This window comes from Alcanivorax sp. P2S70 (assembly GCF_000475295.1).
GTDB classification, from domain to species: Bacteria; Pseudomonadota; Gammaproteobacteria; order Pseudomonadales; family Alcanivoracaceae; genus Alcanivorax; species Alcanivorax profundi.
This window is the reverse complement of record NZ_AXBZ01000020.1, coordinates 1-13,455: the sequence shown is the minus strand read 5'-3', so window position 1 is coordinate 13,455 and position 13,455 is coordinate 1. Positions and strand designations below refer to the sequence as shown.

Here is a 13,455-nt window from a genome sequence, read left to right as displayed (position 1 = left end):
GATCAAAAGCTGTTTCCCCTCGGAGAGCACCTGGACACGAAGACAGTCCGGTTTTCACCGCTGTTTGCGTTTGTGCTCCGAGGCTATTTCTTGCCCTTGGGTTTCTTCGGCAACTCCACCGTTGCGGTGGCAGACAAACGATCATGCAAAGTCTGGTGCGGGGCGATCAGGACAACCAGATACCCCGCCCCGAACAGCCCCCAGGACAGGCACGCCCCAAGAAAGCGGGCGGCGGTCTGCCACAGTTTGACCGGCCCACCTCGGTAATGGCGAACCTGCAGGCGCCAGGCACGCATGCCCAGCGTCTGACCACCGCGCATCCAGAACCAGGCGTAAAAGAGCCAGGTTTCTACCAGCAACAACGGCAGCAGGATCCCCTTGAGATAGCCCGGAGCTGCGCGGGTTACCCCATTGATGTCCTCCATGGGCAAACCGGTCCTGGGGTAGACCAGCACAAAGATCCCGGTGGTCACAAACCACAAGGCCAGTACCAGAAAACCGTCATAGACCAGCGCCATCAAGCGCTTCAGCAAACCGGCAGGCGGGGCATAATCGGTCATCATTCACTCCGAAGCCAACGCTTCTCCGCTGCAGACGTCCGGTTCAGCGCCAGACGCCCGACATAAAAAAGCCCGCTCGAAGCGGGCTTTTTCATCGTTTGGTACCAGAGGCCGGACTTGAACCGGCACGCCCGTGAAGGCAACGGATTTTGAATCCGTCGTGTCTACCAATTCCACCACTCTGGCAGTGGGGCGCGAGTATACCAGCCCGTCGCTGCTTTGCCAGCCCATTATTCAGGATTACCCTGCACAAGCACCGCCGTCACGTTGTCACGGCTGCCCTTATCCAGGGCGGCCTTGAGAATACCGGACTCGGACACCCGGTGACGCATCAACGACAACAGGTCATCTTTGGTCAGCACAGAATGAATCCCATCGGTAGTCAGCAAAAAACGCTGCGCCTGAGCGACAGGAAATCGGGCCTGCTCCAACTGCAGTTTATCCCCGGTGCCGACAGCCTGATAAATCACGTGGGCGCGGGGATGCTGCATGGCTTCAACCTCTGTCAGCTCACCCGCGTCCAACAGGGCCTGCACGGGGGTGTGATCGCGGGTGAGCATGTCGAGCCGCTCGCCCTCCTGACGGTAAAGACGGGCATCACCAGCCCACAGCACGGCCGCCTCTTCGCCCTGAATCAGCACGACCACGACAGTCGCCCCCATGGGCTTGCTGCGCATGTGCATGGCGGCATGGTGCCGTATCGCATGGTTGACGGTTTGCAGTGCGGTTTCCACCGCCAGAAGTCGATGGGCCATGCCGCCCCCCAGAGACAACCCCTCCAGGCATTGCCGAATCATGCTGGCGGCCAGATCACCCGCGTCATGGCCACCCATACCATCAATCACGGCCCAAAGGCCTTCTCCGTCTCGACACACCAGGGCATCTTCATTGGTTGCTCGTCTGCCCTTGTGGGTGCGTCCTTGCCCCCGCCAGATTGTCATCCGCTATCGCACCCTCTGCAGCAGCCAGATCCCCAACACCAGACACAATGCGGGGGGCACAGCCGCCGCCATCAAGGGCTCGGTATGGAAAACCAGCGACAATTGACCGAAAAACTGCTGGCCGTAATGAAAGATCAGCCCGGCCACGATCCCTGCCGTTAGACGCAGTCCCATGGTGACTTCCCGGAGTGGGCCGAAGACAAAGGAAATCGCGATCAGCACCATGCCGATGGTCGCCAGCGGCATAAACAGTTTCTGCCAGAAACTGAGCATGTAATCGGCCGTCTCAAGACCCTGCCGCTTGAGGTACGCGGTGTATTCCAGCAGCTTGGCCATGGCAAGGTGATCGGGCTTGAGCACAACAATACTGAGCAACTGCGGGGTCAGGCGTGTTTGCCATTCGCCGTTATCTTTTTCATAGGTCTCGGTGTGATCTTCGAACAGACGGGTACCTGTGATGCCTTCCAGTGACCAGAAATCCCCTTGGTAAATTGCCCGCGCCACAAACTGGGTTTCTGTCAGTTTCTGCTGCTCGTCAAAACGATAGCGGGTCAGTCCATGCAACACGCCATTGGGCTGCACCGCATTGATATGAATGAACTCCTCGCCTTCCCGATGCCAGTAACCGTATTTTGAGCGCAAGGCCTCGCCGCCACCTTCCGCCATCGAGCGGTTACTCTGGGCCACCTGCTCGGTGTACGGGGTGAGGTACTCTCCCAACGGGATCGACAGGATGATCAACAGGAACACCGGTCGCAACACCAGCCAGCTGACGCGTAATGTAGACACCCCCGCCGCCCGGATCACCGACAGCTCGCCACTGTTGGCGAGTAGCCCCAGACCAATCAACGTTCCCAGCAGTATCGCCATGGGCAGATATTCATGCACTCGCCGGGGCGTAGTGGTCAGAATAAACTGTAAGGCCTGAAGGGTTTGGTAATTACCCCTCAGGAACTCCAGTTCGTAGATAAAGCCGAACAGGCAATCCAGGCCGACAATGATCGCCAGGATAGCTAACGTTGGCACCATCACTGCCCGCCAGAAGTACCGCTTGAGCAATCTCATGCTGCGGCCCTCCGCCGGAAAATCCGGCTGCCGAAATAGAGCAGGAAAACAATGGTGGCGGCCATCAAGTGAATCCAGGCCATATTCAGATACCAGGGCAACACACCGGAATAATCCTCGATGGCGCTACGGGTCACCAACAACATACCCACATACATCATATAACCCAGCACCGCAGGAATCAGACGGTAAAAGCGCCCCTGGCGCGGGTTCACTCTGGCTAACGGGATCGCCGCGAGGGCCATAATAGGCACCGTAAGAATCAGCGACAGTCGCCACTGCAGCTCCGCCAGCGCTTCGTGGTTATTCTCTCGCTCGGCGATCAACTCCCGGGTCGACCGGCCACGCACTTTGGGCGGGCGACTGTCGGATTTTTCACCACCGATGCGCACTCGCGCTTCCTTGAATCCAATTTCCTTGTAATCGCGCTGGCCCGGTTTACCCTGATACTGGAACCCATCTGTCAGCAGCAGATAACTGATACCCTCTTCCTGAACCAGCTTGCCGCTCCTTGCCCACACCGTCAGCAACCGGTTGGCTTCCCCCTGCCCCTCAAAACGGGCATCCGCCACGAAGACATTTTCCAGCACCCCTTTCTCACGATTGAGGTGCTCTGCATAGGTGGCACGCTGACTGTTACTGGATCCCTTTACGTGGAAACGGCCAGGAGTCAGCAGTTCGAGCACCGAACGGTCTTTCTGCTCCTCGAAAATACGGTTGACCTCCGCGTCGCCGCGGGGAGTCACGTAAAGCGAAAACAACCCCACCAACGTGGTCGCCATCAACACGGGTACTACCAGCGAACGAACAATCCGTCCATGCCCCTGCCCTCCCGCACGCAGGACAACCATCTCGTTATCCATGTGCATTCGTCCCAGCACTAGCAGCAGGGCAATATAAAGGCTCAATGGCACAATCATTTGCAGGAATTCCGGCATCCGGAACGCCATCACCAGAAACAATGCATCAGCGGCAATTTCGCCGGCAGCCGCCTCTGCCAGATATTTGATAAACCGGCCACTGACCAGCACCATCACCAGAATAAAGGTGACCATGACGGTACTGAGGAACACTTGCCGGTTAATGTAGCGATGAAGAATCAAGGGCTGGCCCATTCGTCCTTGTCGTTTAAACGTCGCTGATGCGTGCCAGCTTTGCAGTCGATACCCGTAAAGGCAGGCCGTTAGCCTGCGGCACCACACCCACACACATAGCAGAATGCTGCCTAGTGTAACTGACCGATCATGAAAGGCGGTAATTCCTGCACCAGAAGACAGCAAACAGTCGCAATGTTTCCCAGCTCATTCGTGTTTGTCACATTGCGTTTCCCCTGCCAAGGCCCCACTATTTCAGGTTGTTGGCAGCCCTGATCAACTTGGAGACAACATGGATTTCGCCGTAAGCAACCGTCCACTGGACAAAATCAAAGCTGATGCCCTCGTTATCGGCCTGGGCAAGAAGAGCGACCTGCCTGAGGCGCTCCCCGACGCCACTCGCAAGCAAATTTCTGCCTTTATCAAGGCTGGCGACTTTAATGGCAGCAAGGGCCAACACACCTGGCTGCATGGCCCGGAAGATATGGCTGCCGCTCGCATCCTGCTGGTCGGCATGGGCGACAACACCCCCAGCGATACGCAGTGGCAAGCGCAACTGCGCGGCACCGTGAAAACACTGCAAAACGCGCCGGTCAAGCACGCCGTTTGGCTGCTCGACAGCACCCTTGCACAGACACTGGAGTGGCAGGTGCGCGAGGGCTCACGCATCGCCGAAGAAGGCTTGTATCGATTTGACCAGTACCGCAGCCATCCGGCAGCGGCAAGCAAACTCACCAAGTGGACGTACTGGCATGCAGAGAAAGATGCCAGCCTGGGCAAAGCCCACAAGACCGGTAAAGGCGTCGCGGCAGGCGTCAATCTTGCCCGCGATCTGGGCAACCTCCCCCCCAATGACTGCTATCCGGAATATCTCTCCGGGGTTGCCCGCGAACTGGCCGGGCAGTATGAAAAGCTGACCGTCAAAGTGGTCAGTCAGGCCCAGGCCGAAAAGATGGGCATGGGAGCTTTCGTCGCTGTTGCCAAAGGCTCTGAGCGCCAGGGGCAAATCATCGTCATGGAATACAAAGGCAGCAAACCCACCAAGCAGGGCCCCGTGGCACTGGTGGGCAAAGGCATCACCTTTGATACCGGCGGCATCTCCCTGAAACCCGGCGCCAACATGGACGAGATGAAATACGACATGGGCGGCGCCGCCAGCGTATTCGGCAGCGTCAAAACGGTCTGTGAGCTGGATCTGCCGATTCACCTGGTTGCGGTCGTCGCAGCGGCAGAGAACATGCCCGATGGCCGGGCATCTCGCCCGGGCGACATCGTCAAGACCCTGTCCGGCCAGACCGTGGAGATCCTCAACACCGACGCTGAAGGCCGTCTGGTGTTGTGTGATGCGCTGACCTATGTGCAACAGAAGCACAAACCTCACACCGTCATCGACATCGCCACCCTGACCGGCGCCTGTGTGGTCGCCCTTGGCAGCCATGCCCAGGCGGTTTATGCCAACGACGACGATCTGAGCCAGGCACTACTGGCCGCCGGTCAGGCGACAGGGGACCGGGGCTGGCCCATGCCGCTGTGGGATGAGTATCAAAGCCAGCTCGATAGCCCCTTTGCCGATATGCAAAACATCGGTGGACCCAAGGGCGGCTCCATTACGGCTGCCTGCTTCCTGTCCCGCTTCGCAAAAGACGTCAAGTGGGCGCATCTGGATATCGCTGGCACCGCCTGGATCAGTGGCGGCATGAGCAAGGGCGCCACAGGCCGCCCGGTCCCCATGCTTACCCGCTTCCTGATGGATCTGGCCTGATCCGCCTCGCACCACGCGGCATGCTTTGAGCGTGATGCGTGGTGCGAGACGCATGCGAGCATTTTCATGACCGAAGTTACCTTTTATCTCAGCAGCAAGGCCGGGGATGGCGTTCGCCAGGCGCTGGCCTGGCGAATTGCCGACAAAGCCATGAAACAGGGCCGCCTGGTCTATATTCATTGCAGGAATGAGGAGCATGCACGGCAATTGGACCGCCAGTTCTGGCAAGCTCCAAAGACGGGCTTCCTGCCCCATGCCATTCATCACGAAGGGCAGGCGCCGGTGATTCTGGGCCACAACGGCGACCCGGGCGAATACCACGACGTACTCATCAACCTGACGGATCACGTGCCGGATTTCGCCTCCCGCTTCCAGCGAGTCGCGGAAATGATCAGTGGCGCCGAACCCGAAAGACAAGCAGGCCGGGACCGTTTCCGCTTCTACCGTGAACGGGGTTTCCCGGTCACCACCCATGAACTGGGCTGACAGCAGCGCGGGGGCAGACATGAACAACGAGCGCGACACACGCAAACAGGACTTGCTGCGGGAGCTGGGCGATGTCCAGTCCCTGCTGGATGACATGGATAAGCCCCCGCTGCTCGAACCTGCCGAAGCTCCCCAGGCTGCACCCGTCAATAACCGACTAAACAGCGATCAGATTCGCAAGCTGGCCAGCGAGCGCAGCAATCCGTTCCTTCCCACCGCAAGCCCGCCCACCACGCACCCGGCGCCAGCGACGGCCTCCCCGGCACCCCCCACCCTCTCAGCGCCCCGACCGACCCTGAGCAATACCGATATCGACAGGGTTATTGACGAGCTGGTGGCCGAAGCCCTACCCAAGCTGGAAAAAGCCCTGCGTCTGCGTTTGCGCGACGCCCTGCGTCGCAAGAACTAGGGAGCCTCCGAATAACACCAGTGAACCCACGACGGCACCGCCCGGCTTCGCTATAATGCGCCCTCTTTTTTTGATGCAGCATCCAAAGGCAACAGGCGCAGATCATGGACAAGACTTACCAACCCGATCGCATTGAGCAATCCTGGTACGAAACCTGGGAAAAAGCCGGTCATTTCAAGCCCTCCGGCCAGGGTGATTCCTACTGCATCATGATCCCGCCCCCCAATGTGACCGGCAGCCTGCACATGGGCCACGCGTTCCAGGACACCATCATGGATACGCTGATTCGTTACCGCCGGATGCAGGGCCGCAACACCCTCTGGCAAGTGGGCACCGACCACGCCGGCATCGCCACCCAGATGGTGGTAGAGCGCAAGCTGGCGGGTGAGGGCACCAACCGCCATGAACTGGGCCGCGAAAAATTCCTGGAGAAAGTCTGGGAATGGAAAGGCGATTCCGGCGGCACCATTACCCGCCAACTGCGCCGCATGGGCGCCAGCGTGGACTGGACCCGTGAGCGTTTCACCATGGACGAAGGCCTGTCCAATGCCGTGCGTGAAGTGTTTGTCCGCCTCCACAAGGAAGGCCTGATTTACCGCGGCAAGCGCCTGGTGAACTGGGACCCCAAGCTGCACACCGCCATTTCTGATCTGGAAGTGGAAAACGTGGAAGAGCAGGGCCATATGTGGCACTTCCGCTACCCGCTTTCTGATGGCTCGGGGCATCTGGTGGTCGCCACCACCCGCCCGGAAACCATGCTCGGGGATACCGCCGTTGCCGTGCACCCGGAAGACCCCCGCTACAAGGACATGATCGGCAAGACCATTCGCCTGCCCCTGGCCGATCGCGACATCCCCATCATTGCCGATGATTATGTCGACCCGGACTTCGGCTCCGGCTGCGTGAAGATTACCCCCGCCCACGACTTCAACGATTATGAAGTAGGCAAACGCCACGACCTGCCGATGATCAATATCCTGACCATCGATGCGGCCCTCAATGACGAGGTCCCGGAAGCCTACCGCGGGCTGGACCGCGTGGACGCCCGCAAGAAAGTGGTCGACGACCTGGATGCCCTCGGCCTGCTGGAAAAGGTAGCCGATCACACCCTGCAGGTGCCCCGTGGCGACCGCTCCGGGGTGATCATCGAACCCTACCTGACCGACCAGTGGTTTGTGGCGGTAGAAGAACTGGCCAAGCCGGCCATCGCCGCGGTAGAGAACGGTGATATCCAGTTCGTGCCGAAGAACTACGAAAACATGTACTACTCCTGGATGCGAGACCTGCAGGACTGGTGTATCTCCCGGCAACTCTGGTGGGGCCACCGCATCCCGGCCTGGTATGACGCAGACGGCAATGTCTATGTGGGTCGCAGCGAAGAGGAAGTGCGCGCCGACAACAACCTGGGCGACACCCCCCTCAGCCAGGATGATGACGTCCTCGACACCTGGTTCAGCTCTGCCCTGTGGACCTTCTCGACTCTCGGCTGGCCGGACGATGAAGAAACCCTGCGCACCTTCCACCCCACGGATGTGCTGGTCACCGGCTTTGACATCATCTTCTTCTGGGTTGCGCGGATGATCATGATGACCCTGAAGTTCACCGGTGAGGTGCCCTTCAAGAAGGTTTACGTACACGGCCTGGTCCGCGACAACGACGGCCAGAAAATGTCCAAGTCCAAGGGCAACGTCCTTGACCCTCTGGACATGATCGACGGCATCCAGCTCGAAGAACTGGTCGACAAACGCACCAAGGGCTTGATGCAGCCGCAGAAAGAAAAGCAGATTGCCAAGCGCACCCGCAAGGATTTCCCGGACGGTATCAACGCCTACGGCACCGATGCGCTGCGCTTTACCTTCCTGTCGCTGGCCTCCACCGGACGCGACATCAAATGGGACATGGGCCGCATCGAAGGCTACCGGAACTTCTGCAACAAGATCTGGAATGCCGCCCGCTACGTGATGATGAACACCGAAGGCCAGGATTGCGGTCTTGAAGGTGAAGTCGAGCTGTCACTGGCCGACCGCTGGATCATCTCTGCCCTGCAGCGTGCCGAGCAGGAAGTTTGTGACGCCCTGGACAGCTTCCGCTTTGATGTGGCCAGCCACGCCGCCTACGAGTTTATCTGGAACGAGTACTGCGACTGGTACCTGGAGCTGTCCAAACCGGTCCTGTATGGCGACGACTATTCCGACGCCCAGAAGCGCGGCACCCGTCGCACCCTTGTGCAGGTACTGGAAGCCATTCTGCGGCTGGCCCATCCGTTTATGCCATTCATCAGCGAAGAGATCTGGCAAAAGGTGGCTCCGCTGGCAGGCAAAGATGCCAGTGAAGGCAGTACTATCATGCTGCAGGCCTACCCCGCCGCCGATACCAACCGTATCGACGCCGACGCCGAAACCGGTATCGCCTGGATCAAGGGGGTTATCACCGCGGTGCGCAATATCCGTGGCGAGATGGGCATTCCACTGGGCAAGGCACTGCCGCTTTATCTGCACAACGGCAAGGACAGCGACAAGGCGCTGCTCGATGCCAACCGCAACTTCCTCAGTAAACTGGCCAAACTCGAATCCATCACCTGGCTGACCCCGGACGACTCCGCCCCGGCATCGGCTACCGCGCTGGTCGGTGACATGGAGATCCTGGTGCCCATGGCCGGCCTGATCGACAAAGATGCGGAAATTGAGCGCCTGGGCAAGGAAATCGACAAGCTTCGCAAGGAAGTAGGACGCGGAGAAGGCAAGCTGAAAAACCCGAACTTTGTCGACAAGGCCCCCCAGGCCGTCGTCGACAAGGAAAAGGCCAAGCTTGACGATTACCGTTCACAGCTTGCCAAACTCGAAGAGCAGCTCGAAAAGATCAAATATCTCTGACCCTAAATACAGGAATCCGAGTCATGGATGACCCGCGTCGTGCCCGCATCCTGACAGCCGCCCAGGACGTCTTCGCCCGCGAAGGTTTCCGTACCGCAGAAGTGAAAACCATTGCGGAACAGGCGGCTGTGGGCAAGGCCACGATCTACAAGTTCTTTTCTTCCAAGGAAGCCCTGCTGCTGACCATCGTGGAAGAGAACCTCAACGATATCCGCGACATCATTCTTTCCGCATTGATGAGCGTAGAACCGCCCCTTGAGCGACTGGAAAACCTGTGTCGCAATGTGGCCCGTTATCTGGAACAGAACCAAGCCTTTTCACGGGTGCTGATTCAGGAAGCCGGGGATTTCATGGGCGACATCCAGCGCAACTATCTCGCGCTGATCGAACAAAACCTTCCCGTGGCCGACGCCTTTTTCAACGAACTTCGCAAAGATGGCTACTTCGTTGCCCTTCCCACTCGCGATACCATCCTGTTAATGGTAAATCTGGTTATCGGCACCACCTACACATGGGCCCTCACCGGCGAGGGCAGCCTGGAAGCCCAAGCCGCAGATTACATGAAGGTGCTGATCCGCGGCCTCAGATAGGACGAGACAATACAATGCGTATTATTGCGGTTTTGATTACACTGCTGGCCACACCTCTTGCCCATACAGCCTCACTTCTTGAACTGGCGGATGGGGCACACCGCAGCACAGAAGAAAAAGCCAGAAACGCATACCGCCACCCAGTGGAAACACTGACTTTCTTTGATGTTCAAGCAGACATGACGGTAGTGGAAATCTGGCCTGGCGCGGGCTGGTATACCTCGATCCTTGCGCCCTGGCTACACGACAATGGCACCTACTATGCTGCCCATTTCCCGGAAGATAGCGCCGTGCCTTTTTATCGTCGCTCTCTGACCCTTTTCAAGACACGACTGGCGCAAACGCCAAGCCTTTATGATCACGTTCGCATTACAGCTCTCAATCCACCTGCGCACAGCATAATTGCCCCAGCTGGCACCGTGGACCGCGTACTTACCTTTCGCAATGTGCACAATTGGGCCAAAGCCGGTAAAACCGAAGCGGTGTTTGCCAGTTTCTACTCTGCACTCAAGCCCGGAGGCATTCTGGGAGTTGTCGAGCACCGGGCACCGGAAGTTCGTCCGCTGGGCCGGCAGATCGAGACGGGCTACATGAGTGAAGGCTATGTTATCGAACAGGCGGAAAAAGCCGGTTTCAGGTTGGTCGAACGCTCTGAAATCAACGCTAATCCAAAAGACGAAACCAATCACCCCGCCGGGGTCTGGACGCTCCCACCCAGCTTGCGCCTCGGCGATACGGATCGGGACAAGTATCTGGGTATTGGCGAAAGCGACCGGATGACACTGAAGTTTATCAAGCCGGAGTAATCTCCGGCATGGTCGGGGCTGGACAAGGATCAGGCGACAGGTCGTTCCAGCATCCCCGACGTCGCCTCACCCAGCACCAGCGACTCGGCAATACCAATCGCCACTCGCTGGCACTGCTCAAGCCGCTCTTGGGAAAAGCCCCCATCTTCAAAGATGTACAGGGAATAGTTTTCCATCATCCATAACATGGTACGGAACACTAGCGGGTCATAATCACGGCCTGTAAAGCGACTGATCTGGGCAGTCAGTACTTCAGACGAAATTGCCTGGGCACGCTCCCGATGCGGCGCAAGGGCTGAAGCCGATGAACGCGCCTCTTCCATCATCAACTTGATGATCGGGCCCATGCTTACATGATAGGCGAAGTACACTTTGGTCGTGTTGCGAATGATATCCTTGGCTGAGCCCGCCTGTTTCACTTCCTTGTGGAAGTGCAGCAGCATATTGTCCACAAAAATGCGGTAGATGCTTTCCAGTACATCCATCTTGTTGCGGAAATACTTGTAAAAGGTGCGACGCGACACATCGGAGGCATCCAGCAAGTGCTGTACAGTCGTACGCTGCAGTCCTCGCTGGGCAAAGACCTGCATGGAATGGATCAGGATCTCTGCACGGGCCTGAGATCGCTGCCCCCCTTCTTCCCGGGCGTGAACCTCAAGTACCTGGTTCACCACCTGACGGATTGCATCAATGTCACTGCTTCTGTTCTGCACCTGACAAATACCCCTGAGAATGTATACTTTTCGCTAGCTTAACCAACGGTTCAAGCAGAGTAAACACTGAGTTTATCCTTCGCCATGACCGTTTTGCTCAGAGATTGGCCGTTCTTCCAGCGTTTCCAGATCTTCTCGTGGAAATGATACGCCACGGTATTCACGCAGGGTTCAACCAAGGCTGTCGCCCCTCCAATCCGCCAGTCTCCGGTCATTGCCCAGACGACAAGAAAGGCCACCGAAATATGCATTACCCCAAAGCTGACTGTCTTGATCATGATAACCACCTCGCTAAGTGATACTGATTATCATAATCGCCCAAAAAATAGTTAAGCGCTATTAATTTATAATTTTGATAGCCACAAACTATAGCCAAGGTTAATCCTTGTAAAGCGGCGCTCTCGGGTCTCCTCTTTGCCTCTCGACCGGGCTACTCTGTCCTTCTGATCACTTTGGCAGGATACGGGATGACCACCAACAGCCTTCTTATTCTCCATGGCAAACAAGCTGCCAACGAGGCAGTTCGCAACGCCGTCATGAAATGGCGGGAGCAAGGCCATCAAATTGCTGTGCGCGTGACCTGGGAAGGAGGAGATGCGGAACGCTATGTCGAAGAAGCCCTGGACGCGGGCTACCGTACGCTGATCGCAGGTGGGGGCGACGGCTCTATCCGTGATATTGCTCATGCCATGCTTGCCAGTGGTCGTGAGGATCTGTCTCTTGCAATTATGCCACTTGGTACAGCAAACGATTTCGCTACTGCGGCCCGAATCCCCCAGGACATGGAAGAGGCACTATCTCTTGTTAGCCGGCGGGCTTCTCCCTGCGATGCCGTCAAGATTAACGATCATTATTTCCTGAACATGGCTACCGGCGGGTTTGGAACCGAAGTCACCACCCAAACCTCCGAAGAACTGAAAAAACTGCTCGGCGGGGCAGCTTACTTTCTAACCGGTCTGAGCAAATTCACGGAAATCACGGCCGCCAAAGGTCGCTTTAGTAACGGTGACTTCGAATGGGAAGGCGAATTCCTGGCTGCCGGGCTCGGTAATGGTCGCCAGGCCGGCGGCGGCCAACAACTCTGTCCGGATGCCGTAATCAATGATGGACTGATGGATGTGGCGATCTTGCCTGCCGATATGGATCTACTGGCTGGCGTTCGTGAACTGTTTGATAGCGAAGCACGACAGGACCCTGATCACGATGGGCTCTTCATTCGGGCAAGAGTCGACTCACTGACCGTCGAGACTCCCTCAGCCATGCACTTCAATCTGGATGGTGAGCCCCTCAAGGACACCCGCTTTGATGTAGCTGTGGTGCGCAACCGTATCGCGCTGCACCTCCCTGAAGATTGCCCGTTACTGGGGTGAGGCTATCGAGGCAGAGGTTTCCGTTGACCTCGCACAGCGCAGGATAAACTCACGCACTCGCTGGCGACGGTTATCCAGTTTATGACCAAAAAGGGGGAAATGCTTCCAAACCCCCTGATCCCGCACCCCATAACGGCGCGTTGCAACCGCCACCACCATCATGCCGGTACGGATAACGCCCATTTCGCAATGCACCAGGCAACGGCTGCCCTCGCGATCAAGCTCATCCATCATCTGGCCAATCTGGGCTTCGCTAGGCGGTGTATCCTGGGCCATCGGAATGTTGACCAGGCGAATGTCATTGCGCTCACAATAACGCTTCTGGCGGTGGTACCAGCCGCCTTTCACATATTCATTTTCGAGTCGTAGATTGACGATCGTATTCACCCGGAAAATCCGGTGCATCACCCACAAGCCGACAGGACCAAGCGTACCACTGCGGTAGAGCTTTCCCGCTTTTACAGATCGAAAGTGGTACATCAGTTTATGGTAGCGATAGGCAAGGAACGCCAGGGCTGCCACCAAAATGCATATATAAAAGATCATCGGGCATCTTCCGTCATCTCTGGTCTGACCACCCATCATGGGGACGGCATAGGTATGCTTGATGACCACGGTTTTTCGGTTTGGTGACAGAGCCACATATATGCTTGTGGAGCCATGTTTGTATGACGATTGAGGTGTTGGGGGCAGGCTCCGACGTGACGGTTTTTTCTGTTGGCGCGGGGGTGCGTTTGGGGTTTAGCGTCAGGCATGTTGCGTGTTGCGGCTGGCGTGATTATGGCC

General features: G+C 57.5%; 14 protein-coding genes and 1 tRNA gene. 7 read left to right on the top strand and 8 right to left on the bottom strand.

The genetic code is table 11. The features are described from left to right. Nucleotides 1-83 precede the first annotated feature (83 nt). From Q672_RS24750 to lptF, 5 genes are all read right to left on the bottom strand, one after another. A complete protein-coding gene (locus Q672_RS24750; RefSeq protein ID WP_022985153.1) occupies nt 84-560 on the bottom strand; it encodes an RDD family protein in 477 nt (158 codons plus the stop codon). Between the two features lie 99 nt (nt 561-659). Beyond that, nucleotides 660-746: transfer RNA gene (locus tag Q672_RS24745), tRNA-Leu, on the bottom strand. A gap of 44 nt (nt 747-790) precedes the next feature. Then, entirely contained in the window at nt 791-1,501 is a 711-nt protein-coding gene (locus tag Q672_RS24740) for a PP2C family protein-serine/threonine phosphatase (protein ID WP_022985152.1), read from the bottom strand. A 3-nt stretch (nt 1,502-1,504) separates the two neighbouring features. Beyond that, nucleotides 1,505-2,566: an LPS export ABC transporter permease LptG gene (gene lptG, locus Q672_RS24735; protein WP_022985151.1), complete on the bottom strand. Its 1,062-nt coding sequence runs from the start codon at nt 2,564-2,566 to the stop codon at nt 1,505-1,507. Continuing rightward, nucleotides 2,563-3,681, bottom strand: coding sequence for an LPS export ABC transporter permease LptF (gene lptF / locus Q672_RS24730; protein WP_022985150.1), 1,119 nt, complete (start codon nt 3,679-3,681; stop codon nt 2,563-2,565). The genes lptG and lptF overlap by 4 nt, the downstream gene beginning before the upstream one ends. A gap of 271 nt (nt 3,682-3,952) precedes the next feature. Between lptF and Q672_RS24725 the strand changes: the two genes are divergently transcribed. The 6 genes from Q672_RS24725 to Q672_RS24700 all read left to right on the top strand — a co-directional run bounded on the left by Q672_RS24725 (nt 3,953) and on the right by Q672_RS24700 (nt 10,586). Continuing rightward, nucleotides 3,953-5,422, top strand: coding sequence for a leucyl aminopeptidase (locus Q672_RS24725; protein WP_022985149.1), 1,470 nt, complete (start codon nt 3,953-3,955; stop codon nt 5,420-5,422). A 66-nt stretch (nt 5,423-5,488) separates the two neighbouring features. Beyond that, on the top strand, nt 5,489-5,908 hold the full coding sequence (locus Q672_RS24720) for a DNA polymerase III subunit chi (protein ID WP_022985148.1): 420 nt from the start codon (nt 5,489-5,491) through the stop codon (nt 5,906-5,908). Further along, nucleotides 5,895-6,317, top strand: a complete 423-nt coding sequence (locus Q672_RS24715; RefSeq protein WP_022985147.1) for a hypothetical protein — start codon at nt 5,895-5,897, stop codon at nt 6,315-6,317. Before Q672_RS24720 ends, Q672_RS24715 begins: the two co-directional genes overlap by 14 nt. A 104-nt stretch (nt 6,318-6,421) precedes the next feature. Further along, nucleotides 6,422-9,190, top strand: a complete 2,769-nt coding sequence (locus tag Q672_RS24710) for a valine--tRNA ligase (RefSeq protein ID WP_022985146.1) — start codon at nt 6,422-6,424, stop codon at nt 9,188-9,190. A gap of 23 nt (nt 9,191-9,213) precedes the next feature. Further along, nucleotides 9,214-9,780: a TetR/AcrR family transcriptional regulator gene (locus tag Q672_RS24705; RefSeq protein ID WP_022985145.1), complete on the top strand. Its 567-nt coding sequence runs from the start codon at nt 9,214-9,216 to the stop codon at nt 9,778-9,780. A 14-nt stretch (nt 9,781-9,794) separates the two neighbouring features. Next, nucleotides 9,795-10,586, top strand: coding sequence for a class I SAM-dependent methyltransferase (locus tag Q672_RS24700; protein ID WP_022985144.1), 792 nt, complete (start codon nt 9,795-9,797; stop codon nt 10,584-10,586). Between the two features lie 29 nt (nt 10,587-10,615). On the opposite strand, the gene Q672_RS24695 is transcribed toward Q672_RS24700, so the two are convergent. Further along, on the bottom strand, nt 10,616-11,299 hold the full coding sequence (locus tag Q672_RS24695; protein WP_022985143.1) for a TetR/AcrR family transcriptional regulator: 684 nt from the start codon (nt 11,297-11,299) through the stop codon (nt 10,616-10,618). Between the two features lie 50 nt (nt 11,300-11,349). Then, a complete protein-coding gene (locus Q672_RS24690) occupies nt 11,350-11,577 on the bottom strand; it encodes a DUF2061 domain-containing protein (protein ID WP_022985142.1) in 228 nt (75 codons plus the stop codon). Between the two features lie 189 nt (nt 11,578-11,766). Between Q672_RS24690 and yegS the strand changes: the two genes are divergently transcribed. Beyond that, complete coding sequence (gene yegS / locus Q672_RS24685) at nt 11,767-12,669, top strand: lipid kinase YegS (protein WP_022985141.1); 903 nt, start codon at nt 11,767-11,769, stop codon at nt 12,667-12,669. On the opposite strand, the gene Q672_RS24680 is transcribed toward yegS, so the two are convergent. Further along, nucleotides 12,658-13,215, bottom strand: a complete 558-nt coding sequence (locus Q672_RS24680) for a fused DSP-PTPase phosphatase/NAD kinase-like protein (protein WP_022985140.1) — start codon at nt 13,213-13,215, stop codon at nt 12,658-12,660. The two genes, yegS and Q672_RS24680, sit on opposite strands and share 12 nt — an antisense overlap. Between the last annotated feature and the right edge of the window lie 240 nt (nt 13,216-13,455).

Bases quoted from the DNA above. Each gene is read 5' to 3' on its own strand.
- Q672_RS24750 (WP_022985153.1), bottom strand. From the start codon at position 560: ATGACCGATTATGCCCCGCCTGCCGGTTTGCTGAAGCGCTTGATGGCG.
- Q672_RS24740 (WP_022985152.1), bottom strand. From the start codon at position 1,501: ATGACAATCTGGCGGGGGCAAGGACGCACCCACAAGGGCAGACGAGCA.
- lptG (WP_022985151.1), bottom strand. From the start codon at position 2,566: ATGAGATTGCTCAAGCGGTACTTCTGGCGGGCAGTGATGGTGCCAACG.
- lptF (WP_022985150.1), bottom strand. From the start codon at position 3,681: ATGGGCCAGCCCTTGATTCTTCATCGCTACATTAACCGGCAAGTGTTC.
- Q672_RS24725 (WP_022985149.1), top strand. From the start codon at position 3,953: ATGGATTTCGCCGTAAGCAACCGTCCACTGGACAAAATCAAAGCTGAT.
- Q672_RS24720 (WP_022985148.1), top strand. From the start codon at position 5,489: ATGACCGAAGTTACCTTTTATCTCAGCAGCAAGGCCGGGGATGGCGTT.
- Q672_RS24715 (WP_022985147.1), top strand. From the start codon at position 5,895: ATGAACTGGGCTGACAGCAGCGCGGGGGCAGACATGAACAACGAGCGC.
- Q672_RS24710 (WP_022985146.1), top strand. From the start codon at position 6,422: ATGGACAAGACTTACCAACCCGATCGCATTGAGCAATCCTGGTACGAA.
- Q672_RS24705 (WP_022985145.1), top strand. From the start codon at position 9,214: ATGGATGACCCGCGTCGTGCCCGCATCCTGACAGCCGCCCAGGACGTC.
- Q672_RS24700 (WP_022985144.1), top strand. From the start codon at position 9,795: ATGCGTATTATTGCGGTTTTGATTACACTGCTGGCCACACCTCTTGCC.
- Q672_RS24690 (WP_022985142.1), bottom strand. From the start codon at position 11,577: ATGATCAAGACAGTCAGCTTTGGGGTAATGCATATTTCGGTGGCCTTT.
- yegS (WP_022985141.1), top strand. From the start codon at position 11,767: ATGACCACCAACAGCCTTCTTATTCTCCATGGCAAACAAGCTGCCAAC.
- Q672_RS24680 (WP_022985140.1), bottom strand. From the start codon at position 13,215: ATGATCTTTTATATATGCATTTTGGTGGCAGCCCTGGCGTTCCTTGCC.